The 21358-nt window shown below is 72.8% G+C and carries 22 protein-coding genes; 16 read left to right on the forward strand and 6 right to left on the reverse strand.

Going from position 1 to position 21358, the window contains the following annotated elements; genetic code table 11:
* Positions 1 to 54: 54 nt before the first annotated feature.
* Positions 55 to 1230: a PucR-like N-terminal domain-containing protein gene (locus tag O7608_RS18690; RefSeq protein ID WP_289205811.1), complete on the forward strand. Its 1176-nt coding sequence runs from the start codon at positions 55 to 57 to the stop codon at positions 1228 to 1230.
* A 39-nt stretch (positions 1231 to 1269) separates the two neighbouring features.
* Here O7608_RS18690 and O7608_RS18695 read toward each other — a convergent pair whose 3' ends face one another.
* From O7608_RS18695 to O7608_RS18710, 4 genes are all read right to left on the reverse strand, one after another.
* Positions 1270 to 1938, reverse strand: coding sequence for a low temperature requirement protein A (locus O7608_RS18695; protein WP_289205812.1), 669 nt, complete (start codon positions 1936 to 1938; stop codon positions 1270 to 1272).
* Complete coding sequence (locus tag O7608_RS18700; RefSeq protein ID WP_289205813.1) at positions 1920 to 2570, reverse strand: low temperature requirement protein A; 651 nt, start codon at positions 2568 to 2570, stop codon at positions 1920 to 1922. Before O7608_RS18700 ends, O7608_RS18695 begins: the two co-directional genes overlap by 19 nt.
* Positions 2571 to 2697: 127 nt before the next feature.
* On the reverse strand, positions 2698 to 3528 hold the full coding sequence (locus O7608_RS18705) for a redoxin domain-containing protein (RefSeq protein WP_289205814.1): 831 nt from the start codon (positions 3526 to 3528) through the stop codon (positions 2698 to 2700).
* A 104-nt stretch (positions 3529 to 3632) separates the two neighbouring features.
* A complete protein-coding gene (locus O7608_RS18710) occupies positions 3633 to 4223 on the reverse strand; it encodes a TetR/AcrR family transcriptional regulator (protein WP_289205815.1) in 591 nt (196 codons plus the stop codon).
* A gap of 152 nt (positions 4224 to 4375) precedes the next feature.
* On the opposite strand from O7608_RS18710, the gene O7608_RS18715 reads away from it, so the two are divergent.
* The 6 genes from O7608_RS18715 to O7608_RS18740 all read left to right on the forward strand — a co-directional run bounded on the left by O7608_RS18715 (position 4376) and on the right by O7608_RS18740 (position 10393).
* Positions 4376 to 5113, forward strand: coding sequence for a response regulator transcription factor (locus O7608_RS18715; protein ID WP_289205816.1), 738 nt, complete (start codon positions 4376 to 4378; stop codon positions 5111 to 5113).
* The gene (locus O7608_RS18720) at positions 5091 to 6683 is read left to right on the forward strand and encodes a sensor histidine kinase (RefSeq protein ID WP_421360887.1); all 1593 of its coding nucleotides are present in this window, start codon (positions 5091 to 5093) and stop codon (positions 6681 to 6683) included. The genes O7608_RS18715 and O7608_RS18720 overlap by 23 nt, the downstream gene beginning before the upstream one ends.
* A gap of 127 nt (positions 6684 to 6810) precedes the next feature.
* A complete protein-coding gene (locus tag O7608_RS18725; protein WP_289205818.1) occupies positions 6811 to 7554 on the forward strand; it encodes a DJ-1/PfpI family protein in 744 nt (247 codons plus the stop codon).
* Between the two features lie 221 nt (positions 7555 to 7775).
* Positions 7776 to 9128: a choice-of-anchor B family protein gene (locus O7608_RS18730; RefSeq protein ID WP_289205819.1), complete on the forward strand. Its 1353-nt coding sequence runs from the start codon at positions 7776 to 7778 to the stop codon at positions 9126 to 9128.
* Positions 9128 to 10048: a DUF8832 domain-containing protein gene (locus tag O7608_RS18735; protein WP_289205820.1), complete on the forward strand. Its 921-nt coding sequence runs from the start codon at positions 9128 to 9130 to the stop codon at positions 10046 to 10048. The genes O7608_RS18730 and O7608_RS18735 overlap by 1 nt, the downstream gene beginning before the upstream one ends.
* 90 nt (positions 10049 to 10138) lie before the next feature.
* Entirely contained in the window at positions 10139 to 10393 is a 255-nt protein-coding gene (locus O7608_RS18740) for a hypothetical protein (RefSeq protein WP_289205821.1), read from the forward strand.
* A 48-nt stretch (positions 10394 to 10441) separates the two neighbouring features.
* On the opposite strand, the gene O7608_RS18745 is transcribed toward O7608_RS18740, so the two are convergent.
* The gene (locus O7608_RS18745; protein WP_289205822.1) at positions 10442 to 10888 is read right to left on the reverse strand and encodes a MaoC family dehydratase; all 447 of its coding nucleotides are present in this window, start codon (positions 10886 to 10888) and stop codon (positions 10442 to 10444) included.
* Positions 10889 to 10998: 110 nt separating this feature from the next.
* Between O7608_RS18745 and pabB the strand changes: the two genes are divergently transcribed.
* Both pabB and O7608_RS18755 read left to right on the forward strand, forming a co-directional pair.
* Positions 10999 to 13149 carry an aminodeoxychorismate synthase component I gene (gene pabB / locus O7608_RS18750; RefSeq protein WP_289205823.1) on the forward strand — a complete coding sequence of 717 codons (2151 nt, stop codon included), beginning with the start codon at positions 10999 to 11001 and terminating at the stop codon, positions 13147 to 13149.
* Between the two features lie 56 nt (positions 13150 to 13205).
* Complete coding sequence (locus O7608_RS18755; protein ID WP_289205824.1) at positions 13206 to 13853, forward strand: dienelactone hydrolase family protein; 648 nt, start codon at positions 13206 to 13208, stop codon at positions 13851 to 13853.
* 35 nt (positions 13854 to 13888) lie between these two features.
* Here the strand turns inward: O7608_RS18755 and O7608_RS18760 are convergent, their stop codons facing one another.
* Complete coding sequence (locus O7608_RS18760; protein ID WP_289205825.1) at positions 13889 to 14773, reverse strand: phosphotransferase family protein; 885 nt, start codon at positions 14771 to 14773, stop codon at positions 13889 to 13891.
* Positions 14774 to 14923: 150 nt separating this feature from the next.
* On the opposite strand from O7608_RS18760, the gene O7608_RS18765 reads away from it, so the two are divergent.
* The 7 genes from O7608_RS18765 (at position 14924) to O7608_RS18795 (ending at position 21354) form a co-directional block, all read left to right on the forward strand.
* Entirely contained in the window at positions 14924 to 15589 is a 666-nt protein-coding gene (locus O7608_RS18765) for a DUF4178 domain-containing protein (RefSeq protein WP_289205826.1), read from the forward strand.
* A 1-nt stretch (position 15590) separates the two neighbouring features.
* The gene (locus O7608_RS18770; protein WP_289205827.1) at positions 15591 to 16106 is read left to right on the forward strand and encodes a DUF2617 family protein; all 516 of its coding nucleotides are present in this window, start codon (positions 15591 to 15593) and stop codon (positions 16104 to 16106) included.
* Positions 16103 to 16528 (forward strand): DUF4247 domain-containing protein, encoded by a 426-nt coding sequence (locus tag O7608_RS18775; RefSeq protein WP_289205828.1) that lies wholly within the window; start codon positions 16103 to 16105, stop codon positions 16526 to 16528. The genes O7608_RS18770 and O7608_RS18775 overlap by 4 nt, the downstream gene beginning before the upstream one ends.
* A 26-nt stretch (positions 16529 to 16554) precedes the next feature.
* Positions 16555 to 16980 (forward strand): DUF350 domain-containing protein, encoded by a 426-nt coding sequence (locus O7608_RS18780; protein WP_289205829.1) that lies wholly within the window; start codon positions 16555 to 16557, stop codon positions 16978 to 16980.
* Complete coding sequence (locus tag O7608_RS18785) at positions 16980 to 18620, forward strand: polyamine aminopropyltransferase (protein ID WP_289205830.1); 1641 nt, start codon at positions 16980 to 16982, stop codon at positions 18618 to 18620. Before O7608_RS18780 ends, O7608_RS18785 begins: the two co-directional genes overlap by 1 nt.
* 118 nt (positions 18621 to 18738) lie before the next feature.
* On the forward strand, positions 18739 to 19764 hold the full coding sequence (locus tag O7608_RS18790) for an MBL fold metallo-hydrolase (RefSeq protein WP_289205831.1): 1026 nt from the start codon (positions 18739 to 18741) through the stop codon (positions 19762 to 19764).
* A 117-nt stretch (positions 19765 to 19881) separates the two neighbouring features.
* Positions 19882 to 21354, forward strand: a complete 1473-nt coding sequence (locus tag O7608_RS18795) for an aldehyde dehydrogenase family protein (protein ID WP_289205832.1) — start codon at positions 19882 to 19884, stop codon at positions 21352 to 21354.
* Positions 21355 to 21358: the final 4 nt, after the last annotated feature.

The following is a 21358-nucleotide window of genomic DNA, read 5'->3' on the forward strand; positions in this document are numbered from 1 at the left end:
GGTCGGTACTGGCAACGCGCCCCGGCTGTTGTCACCGGATGACAGGATGACGGCGTGCAGGCAGCGGCAGTCACGGCGACGCCCTGGCGGCGGCTGCCGTCCGAGCTGTCCGGTGCGCTGTGGGCGCGACTACCGGTGCTGGCCACCACCGTCGCCGCGGCGGTCACCGACCTGACCCCGGGGTTCGCCGGTGCCACTGACGCCAAGTTCCGCGCCGACGTACGCACTGCCGTCGACGTGGCGCTGAATCACTTCCTCGACCTGATCGGCACCGCCGACCCGGCCCTGCCACCCGGGGTGCGGCAGGTCTTCGTCGCCCTCGGCGCGGCGGAGGCCCGCGAGCAGCGGGGCCCGGAATCCCTGCTCGCAGCCCTGCGGGTGGCGTCCCGGCTGCTGCTGCGCGAGCTCGGTACGGCCCTCGCCGAGGTGCGACCCCTCGACGTGGCGGCGCTGGTCGACGCCGCCGACGCGGTCACCGGGTACGTCGACGAACTGGCGGCGGCCAGCACCGAAGGGTTCGCCCGGCAGGTCCGCGAACAGTCCGGCGAAGGGGACCGGCTGCGCCGCCGGCTCGCCGACGTTCTGCTCGCCGGAGGTACGGCGCCGCCGGTGGTGACGGCCGCCGCGCACCGCGCCGGCTGGCCGGACCTCGACATCGTCGTCCCGGTCGTCCTGCCGGCCCGGCACGCCCGCGACGCGCGGTTCCGCTTCGGTGCCGACGGGATCGTGGTCGAACGCGGTCGGGATGCCGTGGTGCTGCTGCGCGCCGGTACCCGTACCGGGCGCCCGGAGCTGGCCGACACCCTGCGGGGGCGCGGGGCGGCCGTCGGCCCGGCGCTGCCGTGGCAACAGGTGCCGCAGGCGGTACGACTGGCCGAACTCGCCGCGACGGTCGCCGGCACCGATCCGGTGGACGTCGTGTTCGTCGAGGACCACCTCACCGCGCTGGCGATCGGCGGTCAGCCGGACGCGTTGACGGTGCTCACCGCCCGCCGGCTGGCACCGTTGGCGGCCCTGCCGGTCGACCAGCGCGCCGAGCTGCTGCGGACCCTGCACAGCTGGCTGCGGCACTGGGGCGCCCGCCGGGCCGTGGCCGCGGAGCTGTTCGTGCATCCGCAGACGGTCAGCTACCGGGTCAAGCGGTTACGGGAGCTGCTCGGCGACGACCTGGACGACCCGGACCGCCGGTTCGAGTGGCTGCTGGTGATGGCGGCCGGGGAGGTGGGCTGAGCCGCCGACACCGCCGGTGCCGGAGCGGGGACCCGGCCGTCACTGGTACCGCCGGCGACGCCAGGCGGACTCGCGTGCCTCGTGGGTCATCCGTTCGCGCAGCGACGCCTCCCGTAGTTGTCGCCGGGAGCCGCGCAGCAGCACGAACTCCACACCGACCAGCGCGACGCAGACCGCGCCGAGCAGGCCCAGCCCCAGCAGGGCGGGGACCCGGACCGCGACCCCGACCACGGTACCCAGGGTGGCGATCGCGGCGACACGGGTGAGGGTCACCGTGCCCAGTGTCCGTAACTGGAAGCCGAGGTGCGCGAGGAGGAACACGGCGACCCCGCCGTAGGCCAGCGGCATCGCCGGGCCACCCAGTGGTGCGCCGAGGTCGACCTCGGCGGTGCCGAGGTGGTGCAGTACCTCCTCCAGCCCGAGTGCGGTCAGGATCAGCCCGGCGATCATCGGCAGGTGCAGGTAGACGTACGCGTCGCGGGCCAGGGCGGTACGGCTGCGGGACGCGGCGGCGTGGAACACCTGCAGCGCGGCCGGCGCCACCAGGTCGAAGTACGCCCACCACAGGGCGGCGGTGATCGCCACCGCGATGCCGGCACCGGCCACGGCCGGCCAGGTGACCGGCCGGTCGATCAGGTCACTGCCGACGCCGACCGAGATGATCAGCTCACCGAGCGCGATCATCAGGATCAGTTCGAACCGTTCCACCCAGTGGTTCGCCGACAGCACCGACCACCCGGAGCTCGCCAGGGTGTAGCCGGCGGGTACTCGACAACCAGCGCGGCGATCCAGCAGCCGACCTGCCAACCGAACGTGACTCCTGCCGGCTGACCCAGGTACGGCACGAGACCCGCAGCGACCAGCAGGACCGTGGCGACCGCCGGCGGTACGGCCAGGGAGCTCAGCCGGGGGTGCCCGGCCGGTTCGGCGGCCGACGCCACCCGGTAGAGCGCCACGTGCAGTCCCCGGATCGCCAGGTAGCACCCGGCGATGAGCAGCGGTCCGGGCAGCCCACCGGGCTGGTCGCTGAACGCCTGGGGGAGGGTCAGCGCGGCGACGAAGACCGCCGCCATCGCCACGAACATCACCGGTGGTGCGACGCCTTCGCCGAGCCGGATCCGGTTCGCCAGCACCATGTGCGAGCACCAGGCCCACCACAGCAACGCGAGCAGGAGCATTCCCGCGACGAGACCGTGTCCGGTGAGCTCACCGGCGGTCACCCGGGTGATGTTGTAGAACGCGAAGACGAAGACGAGGTCGAAGAAGATCTCCAACCGGTCGACGCGGGCGCCCGGCCGGATCAGGTGCAGGCCGCCCCGTACCGTCTGGATCTGCTTCATGCCGCCTTCGTCGGCGTCCCCTACCGTCGCGACGGCAGGGGACGCCGACGAAGGCCCTGGTCGGTCTGGTCCGTGCGCGCCGAGCCTAGCCGGGTGCCCGGCCGATGACCGGGGGTTCGCCGTCGGTTCAGCCCAGTACGGCGACGGCGCTGGCGGCCAGGCCCACCGAGGCCACCAGCAGCGCTGCGGCCGGACCCCGGGCGTCGGGCGGTAGCGCGCCGAACAGCCGGGACAACCGACCCAGGATGGCCAGCGGCGCAGCGGCGAGCCACACGTCCCGTTCGACCTGACCGCCGGCGAACCGGACGACGCCGGGCAGGTGTCCGACGGCGCGCAGCAGGGGGCCGACCATCCGGTTGCCGTACGGCGTCGGTGGTTCCTCGCCGACGGCGACGGCGGCGAGCGCGGCACGCAGCCCCCGCTCGTCGTTGGCCCAGTGTGCCCGGTACCGGATCGTCGCGTCGGAGCGGATCAGGTAGGCCGAGTTCGGTTTGGGAGTGAGCGCCCGGTGCAGGGTGCCGTCAATGTCGTCCACCGCCACCTCGAACGGCAGCTCATGGTGGCGGCGCAGTTCCTCGGCGTGTGCCCACTTGACGTCGAAGGTCTGCGGCTGGGGGTACCGCTGTCCGGGATGGGCCTCCCTGGTGTTGACCAGGACGAAGCGCACCTGGGTACCGAACTCGGCGTGCAGCCGCCGTAGCGCCGGCCCGGCGCTCTCGGTGACCGGGCAGGTACGGGAGCCGAAGATCAGCAGGACCGGTCGGTCGCCGAGTGCGTCGCTGCGGAACCGGCCGCCGTCGAGCGTGGCCAGGTCGAAGTCGGGCAGCCGGTTGCCGGGCCCGGGCGCGGTACGGCCGAAGGTCAGGTCGTCGAGCAGCAGCGGCAGCCGGAACCGGTCGAAGCGGTACGCGGTGCCGTGGGCCGTCGCCGTGCGGTGCCGTGGGTCGGTGGTCGACACGGTGGTTCTCCTTGAGTAGTTGACTGATTGGTCAAATCGATGGGCACGGTGCTGCGCCGGCCGGGCCGGAGAGCGGACACCCCCGGCGGCCGTCCCGGTGCGGCTCAGGCTGGCGGGTCGAGCAGCATCCGCACCCCGGACCGCATCTGGTCCACCAGCCCTGGCCGGTCGTACGCCTTGGCCAGCAGGGCCACCCCCTGCAGGTAGGCCAGCACCCGCAGGGCGGCCTCGCCCGGATCCGTCGCCCGGGACAGGTCGCCGTGTCGGCGTGCCTCGTCGATGGCGGCGGTGAAGTACCGGGCCCAGGCATCGAGGATGCCGGTCAGCCGCTGCCCCGCCTCGCCGTGCCCGGCGAGCTCGGCGGCGAGATTGCCCAACGGGCAACCCGGCGTGGCGCCCATCTGCTCACGGGTCATCGCGAGCAGGCTGCCGAAAGCGTGTACGAACCGGTCGATGCGTGCCAGCGGGGCGACGTCGTCGCGGAAGGCCTCCGCCAGCATCGCGTCCATCAGCACCCAGTTGGCGTCCACGACGGCCAGGCCGAGTGCCTCCTTGGACGGGAAGAAGTGGTAGAGACTGCCCCGGTGCACGCCCGCCGTACTGCAGACGTCCTCGATGCTGACCGCCGCGTACGACGAGCGGTGCACCAGTTCGCGGGCCACCGTGACGAGCCGCTGCCGGGTGTCCGATGCCATCGCCGATCCTCTCGTCTTGACCTTCCGGTCAAGACAGTAGCGCGGAGTTGACCGAACGGTCAACAAGAGCGGATGTCGCCGCCGGACCGCGCACAGCTGATACACAGGGATCGGAAAGTGCCGGCACAGGCACCACCTGGATGATCGGAACCATGACGATGGCGAGAACGCAGGGCCGTACCGCCTTGCGGCGGGCCGACGGCAGCCCGGTGCGGGTGCTGGTGGTCGACGACGAGCCCACCCTGGCCGAGCTGCTGTCGATGGCCCTGCGGTACGAGGGCTGGGAGGTGCGCAGCGTCGGTGACGGCACCGGCGCGGTCCGGACCGCACGCGAGTTCCGCCCCGACGCCGTCGTACTCGACGTCATGCTGCCCGACATCGACGGCCTGGAAGTGCTGCGGCGGCTGCGCGCCGACGCCCCCGAGGTACCCGTGCTGTTCCTCACCGCCAAGGACGCCGTCGAGGACCGGATCACCGGGCTGACCGCCGGCGGCGACGACTACGTCACCAAACCGTTCAGCCTGGAGGAGGTCGTCGCCCGGCTGCGCGGCCTGCTGCGCCGTACCGCCGGGGTCGGGTCGCGGCCGGACGCCCTCCTCGCCGTCGGCGACCTCACCCTCGACGAGGACAGCCATGAGGTACGCCGGGCCGGCGAATCGATCACGCTGACCGCCACCGAGTTCGAGCTCCTGCGCTACCTGATGCGCAACCCACGCCGGGTGCTGAGCAAGGCCCAGATCCTCGACCGGGTGTGGAACTACGACTTCGGCGGCCAGGCCAACGTCGTCGAGCTGTACATCTCGTACCTGCGGAAGAAGATCGACGCAGGCCGTCCGCCGATGATCCACACCATGCGCGGCGCGGGCTATGTCCTCAAGCCCGCCGACTGACCCCCCGCCGACCGACCGCGCCGTGGCGGATCCGGCCCCGACCGGTCGGCGCCGGTGGTGGTCGGTGCGTCGCTGGTCGCTGCGCACCCGGCTGGTCGTCACCATGCTGACGTTGCTCGCGGTCGCCAGCCTGATCGTCGGGGTGACCACGGCGGTGACCCTGCGGCGCAGTGTGTACGGCAGCATCGACGAGCAGTTGAGCGCGGCCGCCAGTCGGGCACCGCGCGGGCTCGCCCCGCCCGGCGGACCGGACTATCCATCACCCCAGCAGCCCGATGACGCCACCGGGTGCGACCCGGACCGCGCCCCCGACTTCCCCGCCGGTCAGGTCATCGGCACCCTTGCCGCGCGACTCTGCGACGGGCAGACCAACGTCAGGATCCTGGTCGAGCAGGGCCAGGACCAGCCGGACCTGAGTGGCTACACGCAGGATCTGGGGGACGTGCCGGTCGACGGGCCAGCACAGACCATCTCCCTGGGTTCCTGGGGCGACTACCGGGTGCGCGCGCAGCGACTGCCCGACGGCGCGGTTCTGGTGACCGGACTGCCGCTGGCCGATGCACAGGCCACGATCTACCTCGTCGTCGGTACGGTCGCCGTGGTCACCGCAGCGGTGCTGCTGCTCGTCGGCGTCACCGGCACGCTCACCGTACGACGGTCGCTGCGCCCGCTGTCGCGGATGGCGGCCACCGCCGGCCGGGTGTCACGGCTGCGGTTGGACCGGGGCGAGGTGACGCTGCCGGACCGGGTCGACCCGGCCGACACCGACCCGCACACCGAGGTCGGGCAGGTCGGCGCGGCGCTCAACCGGATGCTGGACCACGTCGGCCAGGCGCTCGCCGTCCGGCACGCCAGCGAGACCCGGGTACGCCAGTTCGTCGCCGACGCCAGCCACGAACTGCGCACCCCACTGGCGGCGATCCGAGGGTACGCCGAGTTGAGCCGTCGCAGCGCCGAGGTGCCGCCACCGGAGACGGCCCACGTGCTGCGCCGGGTCGAGTCCGAGGCCCGCCGGATGACCCTGCTGGTGGAGGACCTGCTGCTGCTGGCCCGGCTCGACACCGGCCGGCCACTGGTCGCCGAACCGGTCGACCTGACCAGGCTGGTCGTCGACGCGGTCAGCGACGCGCACGCCACCAGCCCTGCCCACGACTGGCAGCTCGACCTGCCACCCGAGCCGGTGACCGTGACCGGCGACCCGGCCCGGTTGCAGCAGGTGCTGGTCAACCTGCTGGCCAACGCCCGTACCCACACCCCGGACGGCACCACGGTCACCGTGTCGGTCACCGGGCGGGACCCGGCGGGCGACCCTACCGGCCCGGCCATGGTGCTGCTGCGGGTGGTCGACACCGGACCGGGGATCCCGGACGCGCTGGCGCCGCACGTGTTCGAGCGCTTCGCCCGAGGGGACACGTCCCGGTCCCGGGCCGCCGGCAGCACCGGCCTCGGGCTGGCCATCGTGCACGCGGTGGTGACCGCCCACGGCGGCACCGTGGCGCTGACCAGCGCGCCCGGGCACACCGAGTTCACCGTCCGGCTGCCCACGGCCACGACCGGGCCGATCCACTAGACATCGTCGGGAACCAATATGGTCGCATCGACGACCAACTGGGTGGTGCGGCGGTCGTCGTGCCGCCGGCAGCGATGCGGCAACCGCCGACGTCGAGCCGGCGAGAGCCAGTGGAGAGTGGTCGCAGATGGACCGTCGAGAACTGCTGGGGGTGGCGGGCGCCGCCAGCGCCGGACTGCTCGCCGGAGTGGCCGTGCCGGGGGCGACGTCGGCGGCCGCCGCCCCGGCAGGCGCCGATCCTCGGCACACGCCGTCGCCGGAGCACCCGCTGCGGGTGCACGTCGTGATGTTCGACGGAGCCGAGGAGCAGGATTTCATCGGCCCGTACGAGGTCTTCTCCCTCGCGGGCGGGCTCAGCGGCGGTGCCGTCCAGACCCGGTACGTCCACGTCGACGGGCCGCGTACGGTGACGGCCGCGTTCGGCACCAGGGTCGTCGTCGAACACGGCTGGTCCCCTCGGTCCGCCGATGTCGTCGTCGTACCCGGTGGCGGCTTCCGCCGCCCGGACGGCCCGGGCATCTGGTCGGAGATCAACCGGGGAGTGCTGCCGCGCGCCCTCGCCGACGCCCGGCGACGTGGCCTGATCATCTCGTCGCTGTGCACCGGAGCGATCGTCCTGGCCGCCGCCGGGCTGACCGGCGGCCGGCCCTGCACCACCCACAACGGTGCCAAGGCGGAGCTGGCCGCCCGAGGGGGAGTGGTCAAGAACGCCCGGGTGGTCGACGACGGCGACCTGGTGACCGCAGCCGGGATCACCTCCGGATTGGAACTCGCCCTGCACCTGGTCCGACGTCGGGTCGGCGCCGATCTGGCAGTGCGCGCCGAGGAGGTGCTCGAGTACCAGGCGCGAGGTACGGTCTGGACCCCGTGACGTTCCGCGCCCGGGTGGGTCGCCCGCCGGTGGCCGCGGTGGCCCCTTAACGGTGGTTCGGTATGAGCGAAACGGTGTATCGCGCTGCCCTTGACCGGATACTTCGGACGATGCACTCTCATGTCCAAGAGTCGATGCCTTGGTGCGGGTTGGGCTGCCGGTCGTGACGCCGCGCCCCGGGCCGTCGGGTGTCGTCACCCCCGACAGCGGGAGGCCCCTGAATGCGTACCCGATGGACGACAGCGGCGATCACCCTCGCCATGGCCGGCGGATTGCTCGCCGGCCTCCCCGGCGCCTCGGTGGCGCACGACCCGGACACTCCCGCCGGCCGGTCGTCAGCCGTGGCCTTCATGGCCCAGCGGGAGCCGACCCAGGACCTCGCCGCGATGGCACAGGTCAGCTGCAGCAACGGTCAGGCCAGCGGATACCCCTGCCGCAACGTCGACCTGTTGTCCTTTCTGCCACTGAGCCAGATGGGCGGCAGCCAGGCCAATGACATCTGGGGCTGGACCGACCCGTCGACCGGCAAGGAGTACGCCATCGTCGGGCGCCGTAACGGCACCTCCTTCGTGGACATCTCCGACCCGGCGGCACCGGTGTACCTCGGCAACCTGCCGGCCTACCAGAACCGGAGCGCGGTCTGGCGCGACATCAAGGTCCACCGCGACCACGCATTCATCGTCGCCGACGTGCGTGGGCACGGCATGCAGGTTTTCGACCTGACCCGGCTGCGCAACCGCACCACCCCGCAGACCTTCACCGCCGACGCGCACTACAGCCGGTTCGGCAACTCGCACAACATCGCGATCAACGAACAGACCGGGTACGCGTACGCGGTCGGCTCGAACACCTGCAGCGGCGGCCTGCACATGGTCGACATCTCGACCCCGACCTCGCCCGCCTACGCCGGCTGCGTCAGCTCCGACGGCTACACCCATGACACCCAGTGTGTGGTCTACCGTGGACCGGACAGCGCCTACACCGGCCGGGAGATCTGCGTCAGCTCCAACGAGGACACCGTCACCATCGTCGACGTCACCAACAAGACCAGCCCTCGGCAGATCGTCCGGGCCGCCTACTCCGGCCGGCAGTACACCCATCAGGGCTGGCTCACCGACAACCACCGCTACTTCGTCCTCGACGACGAGCTCGACGAGAGCCGCGCCGGAGGAGGGACGAAGACCTTCGTCTTCGACCTGTACGACCTGGACGCGCCACGGCACATCGGCACCTACACCTCGTCGGCAGCCGCCACCGATCACAACCAGTACGTCAAGGGCAACTACAGCTACCAGGCCAACTACCGGGCCGGTCTGCGGATCCTCGACCTGCGCGGCATCGCCAGCGGCACGCTGACCGAAGCCGGCTATTTCGACATCTACCCGTCGAGCAACACCGCGTCGATGAACGGCGCGTGGAGCGTCTACCCGTACTTCGCCAGCGGCGTCGTCGTGGTCAGCGGCATCGAGCAGGGCCTGTTCGTCCTGCGGCCGAACCTGCCGTCGACGCTGGACGGGTCGGCGTCGTCGGACGCGGTACGCGTCACGACCGTCGACCGCCGGGTACCCGCCTGATGGCGGTGTCCCCCCTGCGGTACACCACCCCGCCGGCCGCCGCGCCGGCGGGGTCCGCCGCACCGCCCACCCGGACCCGCTCCGCTGGCCGGCTCACCCTGCTGATCACCCTGGCCGTGCTCGTCGCCGCCACCGGTTTCGTCGCCGGTCGAGCGACCACCACCGGCGGCGGGTCGGCAGCGCGTGCCGCGACCGGTACCGACCCGCACGCCGGACACGACGTCGGCGGACTCGGCGTCACCCAGGACGGTTACGCACTCACCCTGCTGTCCGCCCCGTCCGCCGCCGGCGTCACCGGTGAGCTGGCGTTCGCGATCCTCGGCCCGGACGGCGCGCCGGTCACCGCGTACCGGACCAACCACGAACGGGACCTGCACCTGGTGCTGGTCGGCCGCGACCTGCGCGGATACCAGCACCTGCACCCCGAGTCCGACGCCGACGGCACCTGGCGGGCCGCGGTGACCCTGCCCACCGCCGGCGCCTACCGGATGTTCGCCGACTTCGTGCCGGCCGCCGCGACCACACCGGTCACCCTCGGCACGGACCTGCTGGTGCCCGGAGACTGGGCACCCGGCCCGCCCACCCCGGTCGACGAGGCGACCGTCGTCGTCGACGGCTACACCGTCACCCTCGACGGCGGGCTGCGCCCGGGTCAGGCCAGTCAGGTACTGGTCTGGTTGGGGCGCGACGGCACACCCGTACTCGACCTGGAGCGTTACCTCGGTGCGTACGGCCACCTCGTCGCGTTGCGTCACGGCGACCTCGGTTACCTGCACGTGCACCCGGCACCGGCGGCCAGTCCCAGCTCCGTGGTGGCCTTCGCCGTGCAGGTCCCCTCGGCGGGCAGCTACGAACTGTTCTTCGAGTTCCAGCACGCGGGCACCGTCCGGACCGCCCAGTTCAGCCTCACCGCGTACTGACCGCGCCCGCCTGCATGGCGTGACAGCCAGGTCAACCGGCGGGCCGGCTGGCGCGTCACCTGTGGCATCCACCCTGAGCTGGAGGTCGCCATGACCGTCACACCCCGTCCGCACAGTTGCGAGCCGCTGTGGTCGGTCGGCGGTGTCACCGCCGCAGTCACCGCCGTGCTCGCCGTCGTCACCGCGTTCGGGCTGCCGCTCACCGATGCCCAGCAGGCCGCGATCCTCGGCCTGGTCGCCGTCGTCGCCCCGCTGGTCGTCGCTCTGATCGGTCGGACCCGGGTGTACGCGCCGGCCACCGTCGAACGGCTGGTCGGCGACACCGCGCCGGGCACCGACCGGTGAGCGGGCAGACCGGGGTCGCCGCCGGGGTGCCGCCACCACCCGCGCCGGTCACAAATAGACGCGGGTGACCGCCTCGGCCAGGCAGACCGGCTCGTCGCCGCCGTCACGTTCGACCGTGACCAGGTAACGCACCTGGACACCGCCGGTGACCTCGGCGACGTCGTTGATGTCGACCGACGCCCGGACCCGGGCCCCGGCCGGCACCGGTGCCGGGAACCGTACCCGGTCGAGCCCGTAGTTGACCGACATCCGCGCCCCGGACACCGAGACCCGTCCAGCGACCAGCGCCGGCAGCAACGACAGGACGAGCGAACCGTGGGCGATGCCGCCACCGGCAGGCCCACCGGCCGTCGGCGCGTCGGTGCGTGTCCACGGCCGGTCGCCGGTGGCGGCGGCGAACCGGTCGATCCGACCCTGGTCGACCTCGATCCAGCGACCCGGTCCAAGGCGGCTGCCGACCGCGTGGCGCAGGTCGTCGACGGAGTCGAAAGCCATGACGGTTTCCCTTCCTGCGGCGCAGTGCCGGCGGACGACCGGCCACAGCGGGCATGCTAGTGGCGGATCGTGGACAATTCGACGGTGGCCGTGGCGCGCGGAGGTGACGGGTGCGCATTCTGCTGGTCGACAACTACGACTCCTACACGTACAACCTCTTCCAGCTGATCGCGGCGGTCGCCGGCAGCGAACCGACCGTGCTGGCCAACGACGACCCCCGGCTCGCCGCCGTCGACCGGCTCGACGTGCGGTGCGTGGTGATCTCGCCCGGCCCCGGCCGACCGCACCGGGTCACCGACCTCGGTTGGGGCTGGGAACTGCTCGACCGCCGGCCTGAGCTGCCGGTGCTCGGGGTCTGCCTCGGTCACCAGGCGATCGCGTTGCACGCCGGCGCCCGGGTCGACCAGCGTCAGCCCCGGCACGGCCAGGTCGACCGGATCCGGCACACCGGCGACGGGCTGTTCACCGGCGTGCCGCAGGGGTTCGCGGCGGTCCGCTACCACTCGTTGCAGGTCAGCGAGCCGTTACCGGCGGACCTCGCCGCGACGGCCTGGGCCACCGATGGCACCGTCATGGCGCTGGCGCACCGGCGGCTGCCCCAGTGGGGCGTGCAGTTCCATCCCGAGTCGATCGGCACCGAGCACGGCGCCCGGCTGATCACCAACTTCCTGGCCATGGCCCGCCCGGCGGCCCCCACCGGCGGTCCGCCCACCCCGCCCACCCCGGCACCGCCGCCCACGCCGCCCACGCCGGCACCGCCGCCGAGTGCGCAGCCGGTGACCGCTGGCGGGCCGCGCTGGCGGCGCGACGTCACGGTCGTCGACGGCGAGATCGACACCGAGGCGGCTTTCCTGGAGTTGTACGCCGACGCCCGCTACGCGTACTGGCTCGACGGTGCCGACGTGGCCGCCGGACGGTCCCGGTTCTCGTTCCTCGGCGACGCCGGCGGCCCGCTCGCCGAGGTGCTGCGCTACCGGGTCGGCAGCGGCCGGGTCGAGGTGCACCGCACCGGCCGGCCGGTGCGCCAGGAGTCCGGCGGTCTGCTCGACCTGCTCGACCAGCGGTTGGCCCGGCGTCGGCTGCCCGCCGCTGACCTGCCGTTCGACTTCGCCGGCGGCTACGTCGGTTACCTCGGTTACGAGATGAAGGCCGACTGCGGACCCACCACCGCCCGCCCCGCAGACACCCCCGACGCCGTCTGGATCTTCGCCGACCGGTTGGTGGCCGTCGACCACCTGCGTCGGCGCACCTACCTGGTGGCGCTCAGCGTCGACGACGCCGGGCGTCGTGCCGCCAAGGACTGGTTGGCGGGTACGGCGACCCGGCTGCGACAGCTGACGCCGCCGGGCCCGCACCGTCGCGCGTCGGGTCCCGTCCCGCCCCACCCGCCGCCGGCGCCGGGCAGCGCGGCCGATCCGCAGCGCTGGGTGAGCCCGGCCCGCGAGCGCGACCGCTACCTCGCCGATGTCGCCACGGCCCTGAGCGAGCTGCGCCGTGGCGAGAGCTACGAGATCTGCCTGACCAACCAGTTGCGGCTGCCGCCGGTGCCCGACCCACTGGGGTACTTCCGGGCGCTGCGCCGGATCAACCCCGCTCCGTACGCCGCGTACCTGCGCCTCGACGACGTCGCCGTGGCCAGTACCTCCCCGGAACGGTTCCTGCGGATCCGGCCCGACGGCCGGGTCGACGCCAGCCCGGTCAAGGGCACCGCGGCGCGCGGCGACGACCCCGGCCACGACGAGCAGCTGCGCCGGGCGTTGACCACCTCGGCCAAGACCCGAGCCGAGAACCTGATGATCGTCGACCTGCTCCGCAACGACCTCGGCCGGGTCTGCGAGGTCGGCTCGGTGCACGTTCCCCGCTTCCTGGCCACCGAGACCTATCCCACCGTGCACCAGCTGGTCTCCACCGTCGAAGGACGGCTGCGCCCGTCGGCCAGCGTGATCGACTGTGTGCGGTCGTGTTTCCCCGGCGGATCGATGACCGGGGCCCCGAAGCTGCGCACCATGGAGATCATCGACGGACTGGAGCGGCAGGCCCGGGGGATCTACTCCGGTGCCCTCGGCTACCTCGGCGTCGACGGCGGCGCCGACCTGAGCATCGTGATCCGTACCGCCGTGCTGACCGGTGACGGGGTCACCATCGGCACCGGCGGCGCCGTCGTGCTCGACTCCGATCCGGCCGACGAGTACGACGAGACGATGCTGAAGGCCCGGGCGCTGCTCGTCGCCTACCAACTGGCGACCAGGTCGGTCCGGTGACCGGTCACCCGCGTGGGTGCAGGCATGACCGCCCGTGCGGCGGGTACGCGGGCCCGGTGGATCAGGCAACCGTGGTACGCGTACCCGCCGCCGACGTCGTCCTCGACGCGGACGTGGTGGTGCCCATCCGGACCCGCGCGGTGGTGCTCTTCGCCCACGGCAGCGGAAGTTCCCGTCTCAGCCCGCGCAACCGGGCGGTGGCCGGCCGGCTGCACGGTGCCGGTCTCGCGACCGTCCTGGCGGACCTGCTGACCAAGGAGGAGGAGCAGGTCGACGCAACCACCGCACAGCTGCGGTTCGACATCGCGTTGCTGAGCCGGCGGCTGACCGCGGTCGTCGACTGGGCCGTCGGGCAGCCGGAGCTGCACGGACTGCCGGTCGGGCTCTTCGGCGCCAGCACCGGCGCGGCGGCGGCCCTGTGCACCGCCGCGACCCGGCCCGACCAGGTCGGTGCCGTGGTGTCCCGGGGCGGCCGGCCCGACCTGGCCGGGGACCAGCTGGCCCAGGTACGGGCGCCGACCCTGCTGCTCGTCGGGGAACTCGACCCGCAGGTCGCACAGCTCAACGCGACGGCGGCGACGGCGCTGCGGGCACCGTACGAGCTGCGGATGGTGCCCGGTGCCGGGCATCTGTTCGCCGAGCCGGGCACCTTGGACCGGGTCGCCGACGAGGCCACCGGCTGGTTCGATACCCACCTGAGCTGACCGCGTCCCGGCGTGCCCCGGGCGAGGACCCGACGTCACCCCGGGAACAACCAGGCAAGGGCGGTCAGGGATGTGTCGACGTACCGGTCCCGCCCGGTGCGCACGCCGTACGCGAGGTCCTCGAAGACCCGGCAGCGGCCGTGGAACTCGGCCCGCCGGCGCAGCCCGGCACCGGCACCGGCACCGGCGGCACGGTAGCTGCCCATCGCGGCGTCGAGCGCCTCCGGCCCGAGGTCCCGGTAGATCAGCCCGAAGTCGGCCGCCGGATCGACCAGCGCGGCGTCACTCCAGTCGATGACCCCGGTGACCGCGCCGGTGTCCGGATCGACCAGGACATGTTCGATGCCGAGGTCGTTGTGGCTGAACACCAGCTGAGGCGGCCGAGACGGCGGCGTCGCCGCCAGGAATGCTCCGATCGCGGCGCGCCGGGCGGGCGGGAGCACCTCGGCCAGCGCATCGACGTACCCGGCGGCCTCCTGCCGCCACAGGTCGAGCGGCTGGTCGTCGGGCTCGGCCAGTCCGACCCAGATACGCGCCGGTGCCGTGTGCAGCCGGGCGAGCAGCGTGCCGAGGGCGGCGGCGACCGTGGTCGCGTGGCGGTGCCGTACCGGCCCCGGCAGGTCCGACAGCGCGGTCCCGGCGAGCCTGCGGTAGCCCAGCCAGCCGTCGCCGGTACGCAGCACCGGACGGGGTACCGGCACCGTAGCGAGCCCGGCGACGGCGTCGAGCAGGCGTGCCTCACGGTCGGTCGCCACCGGATCCGGCTGCTTCGGCACCCGCACGATCAGATCGCCGTCGACCTCGTAGCAGTCGTGGTCGAGTCCGTTGCCGATCAGGGTCACCGTCCGGACCGGCCGGCCGCCGAGGGCGGCGGTCACGGCGGCGCGGACGGCGTCGACCCGGTGGTCCGCCGTAGTCACCGACCCACCGTATTCGGTCCGCCGACGCTCCGGCACCACGGTCGCCACGGCGCACCGTGACGCCCTGGTCACCGGATTGATCTCCCGCAGGTGGGGGTGCACGCACTTGTTACGGTCGTCGACCGGTGGACCGACTGGAGGACGGCAGGAATGAACGGGACAGTGGCGTACCTGGTGACCGGGCTGGGATGTCTGATCGCAGTCGCCGGGATCGCGGCCGTGGCGGTCGGCGTCTGGCGGGCGAAGGTCCGCTCCGGCACTGCCGGCGGCGGAGCGGCCAAGGGCCGACCGGTCGACCCGTTCCACACCGGCGACACCGACGCGGTGCGCGGAGATCCCCGCCGGCTCGGGCCGGGCGACATCGTCGAGTTCCGGGGCCAGTCGTACGCCGTACGGGGCAGCGTGCACTTCACCGAGGGCAGCTGGACCTGGAGCGAACACTTCCTCGACGACGCGCGCGGCGACAAGCTGTGGCTGTCGGTGGAGTCGGATCCGGACCTGGAGCTGGTGCTCTGGCGGTCGGCCCCCGCGGACCTGGCGCCGACCCCGGGTGCCCGGTCGCTCGACGTGGCCGGTCGCCGCTACCGGCTCGACGAGTCCGGCCAGGCGAGGTTCACCAGCGTCGGGGCCACCGGGCTGGCACCGAGCGGGAGCGTGCGCTACCACGACTACGTCGCGCCGGACGACGCCCGGTTGTCCTTCGAGGGCTACGGCGACTCGCCCCGGTGGGAGATCGGGCTCGGTGAGGTGCTGCACCGCGCCGAGGTGATGATCTATCCCGCCGGCGGTCCGGGGTCGGCCGGTCGGACGGTGTGACGTGCTGGTCACCCTCGACACGCCGTACGTCGACACCACGGCCGCCGATCTGTGCTTCGCCCTCGGTCTGCCGGAGCAGCCCGCCCTGCACGTGCTCGACCTGCCGCTGCCGGCGAGCGTCGGCGGGCCCGCCACAGGTGTGCTGCGGCTGCGCCTGCTCGGCGCGTCCCACCAGGCCGTTCTGCGTACCGGTGACAGTGTGCTGGTCGAGACGGTGGCCTGCCTGCCCGGCCTGCCCCGTGACCTGCCGGCGGCGGTCGACGATGCCGACGGCTACCGGTTCGCCGCGCGGGTACGGCGGCTGTCGCCGGTCGATGTCGCCGCCGAGGTCGGCGGGCTGCGTCGCCGGCTGACCGACGATCCGCAGGCGTTGGTCGGCGTCTTTCCCGGCAGCCCCGACGCGCTCACCGCGCTGCGGGCCGACTTCGACGACCACCGGATCCGGTGGTCCACCTGGCACGCGTACCCACAGACAGGCGAGTTGGTCGAGACCGAGACGGTGGTGAGGTTACGGTGACTTCCCGTAAGTGGATCGTGGGCGGCGTGGTGCTCGCCCTGGTCGGCGTGATCGTGTCCTGCTGCGGCCTGGCGGCCGGGACCTTCTCGGCGCGCGGCTACGTCGAACGCACCTACGCCCGTTCGGTGAGCGACGACATCGGATCCTCCGCCAAGGGTTTCCGGTCCGAACGGCCGCCGGCGCAGGTCGCCGAGGAGTTGCGCCGCAGCTTCCGACCGGAGGACCAGCACCGCGACGGCGAGCGGTTCTACCTGCGCTACGGCGACGACTCGGTGGTGATCCTGCCGGCCGCCGTCGGCTCCCTGATCCTCGTCGAGCGGATGGTGACCGCCTATCCACGCTACCGCTCCACTGTGGGTAACTCGTGGAACTGGCAGCGTGGCAGCACCACCCGGGGCGGCGGCCCGGGTACCGGCAAGTAACCCCCTTTCCCCTCAGGAGTTCGCACATGTTCCGCACCCTTGTCGTCGATCTGCTGCTGACCCTCGCCTACGGCGGTGTCGGGCTGGCGCTGATGGCCCTCGGATACCTGCTGGTCGACGTGGTCACCCCGGGCAAGCTGCACCAGCTGATCTGGGTCGAGCGCAACCGCAACGCCACCATCCTGCTCGCGTCGAACCTGGTGGCGGTGGGCATCATCGTGGTCGCCGCCATCACCGCCGGGGAGAACAGCTTCGTCACCGGGCTGGTCGGCACCACTGCGTACGGCCTGCTCGGGCTGGCCGTCATGGCGGTCTCCTTCGTCCTGCTCGACGCCGTCACCCCGGGACGCCTCGGGGACATCCTGGTCGACCGTGAACCGCACCCAGCGGTCTGGGTCAGCGCCGTCGTGCACCTGGCCACCGGCGCCATCGTGGCGGCGGCGATCAGCTGATGAGCGCCGCCGCCACGGCGGCGGCACCGGACGACGCATCCGGGCCGCCGGTGGCCGCACCGGGGACCACCGGCACCGGCACCGGCCGCCGCTACGCCCGGATCGCCCGGCCGGCGGTGCTGGCTGCGGTCTTCGTCTGTGCGGCCTGCGGCCTGGTGTACGAACTCGCCCTGGTCGCGCTCGGCAGCTACCTGATCGGCGACACGGTCGGGCAGGCGTCGATCGTGCTGGGGGTGATGGTCTTCGCGATGGGCGTCGGCGCGCTGGCCGCGAAGCCGCTGCAGCGGTACGCCGTCGTCGCCTTCGCCGCCGTCGAACTGGTCCTGGCGCTGCTCGGTGGTCTGTCGGTGCTGCTGCTCTACGCAGCCTTCGCCTGGCTCGACCTGTACGCGCCGGCGCTGGTCGTCACCGCGTTCGTCCTCGGGCTGCTGATCGGGGCGGAGATTCCGCTGCTGATGGTGCTGCTGCAGCGGATCCGGGCGCAGTCGGCGGGCAGCGCGGTCGCCGACCTGTTCGCCGCCGACTACGTCGGTGCCCTGCTGGGTGGCCTGGCCTTCCCGTTCCTGCTGATCCCGTTCTTCGGTCAGCTCCGGGGGGCGCTGCTGGTCGGGGTGGTGAACGCCCTGGCCGGCGTCCTGCTGGTCGGCACCGTGTTCCGGGCCGATCTGGGCCGACGCGCCCGGGCGGCGGTGGCCGTCGCGGCGACGCTGGTCGGGGTCGTGCTCGTCGGTGCCTTCACGGTCGCCGAGGACTTCGAGGTCACGGCCCGCCAGCAGCTCTACCGGGATCCGGTGGTCCACGCCGAGCGCAGCCGGTACCAGGAGATCGTCCTCACCCGAGCGCTCTCACCGGTCGCCGGTGAGCCCGACCTGCGGCTCTTCCTCGACGGCGACCTGCAGTTCAGCTCGGTCGACGAGTACCGCTACCACGAGGCCCTGGTCCACCCGGCGATGGCCGGCCCACGGGGCACGGTGCTGCTGCTCGGCGGCGGTGACGGGCTCGGTCTGCGGGAGGTGCTGCGCTACCCGGACGTCACCTCGGTGACGGTCGTCGAGTTGGACCCGGCGGTGGTGGCACTGGCGCGCAGCGAGCCGCAGATCCGTACGCTCAACGCCGCGGCGTTCGACGACCCACGGGTACGCCTGGTGCACGCCGATGCGTTCGCCTGGCTGCGCACGGCGCCGGACCCTTTCGACGTGGTGATCGTCGACCTGCCCGATCCGGATCAGACCGCGACTGCCAAGTTGTACTCGGTGGAGTTCTACGGCCTGGTGCGCGGTGTGCTCGGCCCGGAGTCCAGGCTCGTCGTGCAGGCCGGTTCGCCGTACTTCGCCCAGTACGCGTACTGGTGCATCGAGACGTCGGTGCGCGCCGCCGGCCTGGTGACCCGCCCCTACCACGTGGACGTGCCGTCGTTCGGCGACTGGGGTTTCGTGCTGGCGGGTCTGCCGTCGCCGACCGTCACCGCACCGTCGTTGCGGGTGCCGGCCGACGCCCCGTCGCTGCGGTTCCTGCATCCGCAGGTCCTGGCGGCGGCGCAGGTGTTCCCACCGGACCGGGGTCCGGTGCAGGTGCCACCGTCGACGTTGCTGGAGCCCCGCGTGCTGGAGTACACCCGTCAGGCGTGGCGCGGCTACTGACCCGCCGCGCCCGAGTCAAGTGGGCACGATCACCGGTGCCGAGCGAGTGAGGCCATCCCCAACCGAGCAAGCGACCGGTATGGTCGGTGGCTGGTTGGCCAGCGCGAAGGGGTGCCCGATGACGACGGTGTCGGACTGGATGACGCCGGGGGCGCACCCGGTCGCGGACGGGGTGTACCGGATTCCGCTGCCGATGCCCGACGACGCGCTGCGGGCGGTCAACGTCTACGCGATCGAGGACGACGCCGGGCTGGTCCTCGTCGACGCCGGCTGGGCGGTGCCCGCCGCCCGTACGGCTCTCGAGGCCGCGCTCGGTGACCGTGGGCACGACCTCGCCGCGATCCGCCGGTTCCTGGTCACCCACATCCATCAGGACCACTATTCACAGGCGGTCGCGATCCGGCGGGAAACAGGGGTGCCGATCGCGCTCGGGGCGGGCGAGCGACCCAGCCTGGAGTTCATGGCGGCCGGCACCGACGAGCCGTACGCCGCCCCGCTGGCCAAGTTGCGCGACGCCGGGGCGGCCGACCTCGCCGACCGGGTGCAGCGGCTGACCACCGACGCGGAGCAGCCGGAACTCGACTGGCAACCGCCGGACGAGTGGCTCTCCGGTGAGCGCGAGGTGGCGTTGTCCGGCCGCCGGCTGCGGGCATTGCCGACCCCGGGCCACACCGCCGGGCACTACGTCTTCCGTGACCCGCAGGCCGGGTTGCTCTTCGCCGGTGACCACGTGCTGCCGGGCATCACCCCGTCGGTCGGCTTCGAGGCGGTGGCGGCGCACCGCCCGCTGGGCCGGTATCTGGAGTCGCTGCGGGCGGTGCGCGCGTTGCCGGACGCGCTGCTGCTGCCGGCGCACGGGCCGGTGGGCGACAGCGTCCACCGACGGGTGGACGAACTGCTGGCCCACCACCGGGACCGGTTGGCCGAGATGGCGGCCGCGGTCGGTGCCGGCGCGCGGACCGCGTACCAGGTGGCGCGGACCCTGCCCTGGACCCGACGTCGCCGGGCGCTCGACGATCTGCCGCCGTACCACCGGATGCTGGCGGTCAACGAGACGGCACTGCATCTCGACCTGCTGGTCGAGCAGGGGCGGTTGGTGTCGCACCGGGCGGACGGCGTGACGGCGTTCCGGCCACCGGACTGACCACGGGTTTCGCAGCGGTGCGGGATGGGGTAGGGTCGATTGCCAAGCAAGCGCTTGTGAGGTGATCGTGATGCTGTCAGCCGACCCGACACCGATCCCGGCCCCCGGCGGCCGTCGATGACGGTGATCGACCGACCGGCGGACCCGACCGGCCTGCTACGCCCCGGCATTCTGATCGACGGACAGTGGCGCGACACCGGCACCGGCGGTCGACGCGACCACGTCGACCCGGGCACCGGGCGTGTCCAGCAGAGCTTCGCCCTGGCCGGAGCCGCCGAGGTCGACGAGGCCGTCGCTGCCGCCGGGGCCGCGGCCCCCACTTGGCGGAGCTGGCCAGTCGACCGCCGTCGCCAGGTGCTGTCCCGCCTCGGCGACCTGATCCGGGCCAACGCCGCCGATCTCGCCGCGATCAACGCACTCGAGGTCGGCACCCCGGCGGCCCTGTCGTACGGCCGCTACACCACCGGCCAGACCTTCTTCGACTACTACGCCGGCTGGCTGGACAAGGCCGCCGGAGACGTGTTGCGGATGCCCGGCGCGATGGACCTGACCCTGCTGGAACCGGTCGGCGTGGTCGGCGCGATCCTCACCTGGAACCATCCGCTGGCCAACATCGGCACCACCGTCGCACCGGCGCTGGCCGCCGGGTGCACGGTCATCGTCAAGCCACCGGAGCAGGCGCCGTTCGCGGCGCTGCGGTTCGGTCGACTCTGCGCCGAGGCCGGACTGCCGCCCGGCGTGGTCAACGTCCTGCCCGGCGGCCCGGCGGTCGGCGACGCCCTGGTCCGCCACCCCGAGGTCGACAAGATCGGATTCGTCGGCGGTCCGGCGACGGCGAGCCGGATCCAGGCGGCGGCCGCTCCCACGCTCAAGCCGCTGCTGCTGGAGCTCGGCGGCAAGAGCGCGTCGCTGGTCTTCCCGGACGCCGATCTCGACCGGGCCTGCCGGTTCGCGCTGCTGATCACCGCCAACAGCGGCCAGGGCTGCACCATCCCGACCCGGATGTTCGTCCACGACGACGTGTACGACGAGGTGCTCGGCCGGCTGCTCGACGGCCTGCGGGCGGTGACCGTCGGCGACCCGTTCGACCCGGCGGCCGGGATGGGACCGCTGATCGACGCGGCCGCCTGCGAGCGGGTCGTCGGGACCATCGACCGGGCCCGGGAGAACGACACCGGTCACCTCGTGCTCGGCGGGCACCGACTCGGCGGCGAACTGGCCGACGGCTACTACGTCGCCCCGACCGTCTTCTCCGACGTCGACCCGCACAGCGAACTCGCCACCGAGGAGATCTTCGGCCCGGTGCTGTCGGTCTGCCGGTTCGTTGGCGAAGCCGAGGCGGTCGAGGCGGCCAACGCCAGCCGGTACGGGCTCGCCGGCTACGTGCACACCCGCGACGTCGACCGGGCGATGCGGGTCGCCTCGGCGCTGGCCGTCGGCAACGTCGGGGTCAACGGGGCCGGTGCGCCCGCAGGGCCGTTCGCGCCGTTTGGCGGGGTGAAACAGAGCGGCTACGGCAAGGTCGGCGGGCTCGCCGGACTGCTGGAGTTCAGCCGGGTCAAGAACGTACTGCTGGCGATCGACGAATGAGCGC

It is taken from the genome of Solwaraspora sp. WMMA2056 (assembly GCF_030345095.1).
Lineage (GTDB): Bacteria > Actinomycetota > Actinomycetes > Mycobacteriales > Micromonosporaceae > Micromonospora_E.

Excerpts from the sequence above, each read along its gene's own strand:
- O7608_RS18700 (WP_289205813.1), bottom strand. The coding sequence starts at position 2,570 with ATGAAGCAGATCCAGACGGTACGGGGCGGCCTGCACCTGATCCGGCCG.
- O7608_RS18710 (WP_289205815.1), bottom strand. The coding sequence starts at position 4,223 with ATGGCATCGGACACCCGGCAGCGGCTCGTCACGGTGGCCCGCGAACTG.
- O7608_RS18715 (WP_289205816.1), top strand. The coding sequence starts at position 4,376 with ATGACGATGGCGAGAACGCAGGGCCGTACCGCCTTGCGGCGGGCCGAC.
- O7608_RS18720 (WP_421360887.1), top strand. The coding sequence starts at position 5,091 with ATGTCCTCAAGCCCGCCGACTGACCCCCCGCCGACCGACCGCGCCGTG.
- O7608_RS18725 (WP_289205818.1), top strand. The coding sequence starts at position 6,811 with ATGGACCGTCGAGAACTGCTGGGGGTGGCGGGCGCCGCCAGCGCCGGA.
- O7608_RS18730 (WP_289205819.1), top strand. The coding sequence starts at position 7,776 with ATGCGTACCCGATGGACGACAGCGGCGATCACCCTCGCCATGGCCGGC.
- O7608_RS18735 (WP_289205820.1), top strand. The coding sequence starts at position 9,128 with ATGGCGGTGTCCCCCCTGCGGTACACCACCCCGCCGGCCGCCGCGCCG.
- O7608_RS18740 (WP_289205821.1), top strand. The coding sequence starts at position 10,139 with ATGACCGTCACACCCCGTCCGCACAGTTGCGAGCCGCTGTGGTCGGTC.
- O7608_RS18745 (WP_289205822.1), bottom strand. The coding sequence starts at position 10,888 with ATGGCTTTCGACTCCGTCGACGACCTGCGCCACGCGGTCGGCAGCCGC.
- O7608_RS18765 (WP_289205826.1), top strand. The coding sequence starts at position 14,924 with ATGAACGGGACAGTGGCGTACCTGGTGACCGGGCTGGGATGTCTGATC.
- O7608_RS18780 (WP_289205829.1), top strand. The coding sequence starts at position 16,555 with ATGTTCCGCACCCTTGTCGTCGATCTGCTGCTGACCCTCGCCTACGGC.
- O7608_RS18785 (WP_289205830.1), top strand. The coding sequence starts at position 16,980 with ATGAGCGCCGCCGCCACGGCGGCGGCACCGGACGACGCATCCGGGCCG.
- O7608_RS18790 (WP_289205831.1), top strand. The coding sequence starts at position 18,739 with ATGACGACGGTGTCGGACTGGATGACGCCGGGGGCGCACCCGGTCGCG.
- O7608_RS18795 (WP_289205832.1), top strand. The coding sequence starts at position 19,882 with ATGACGGTGATCGACCGACCGGCGGACCCGACCGGCCTGCTACGCCCC.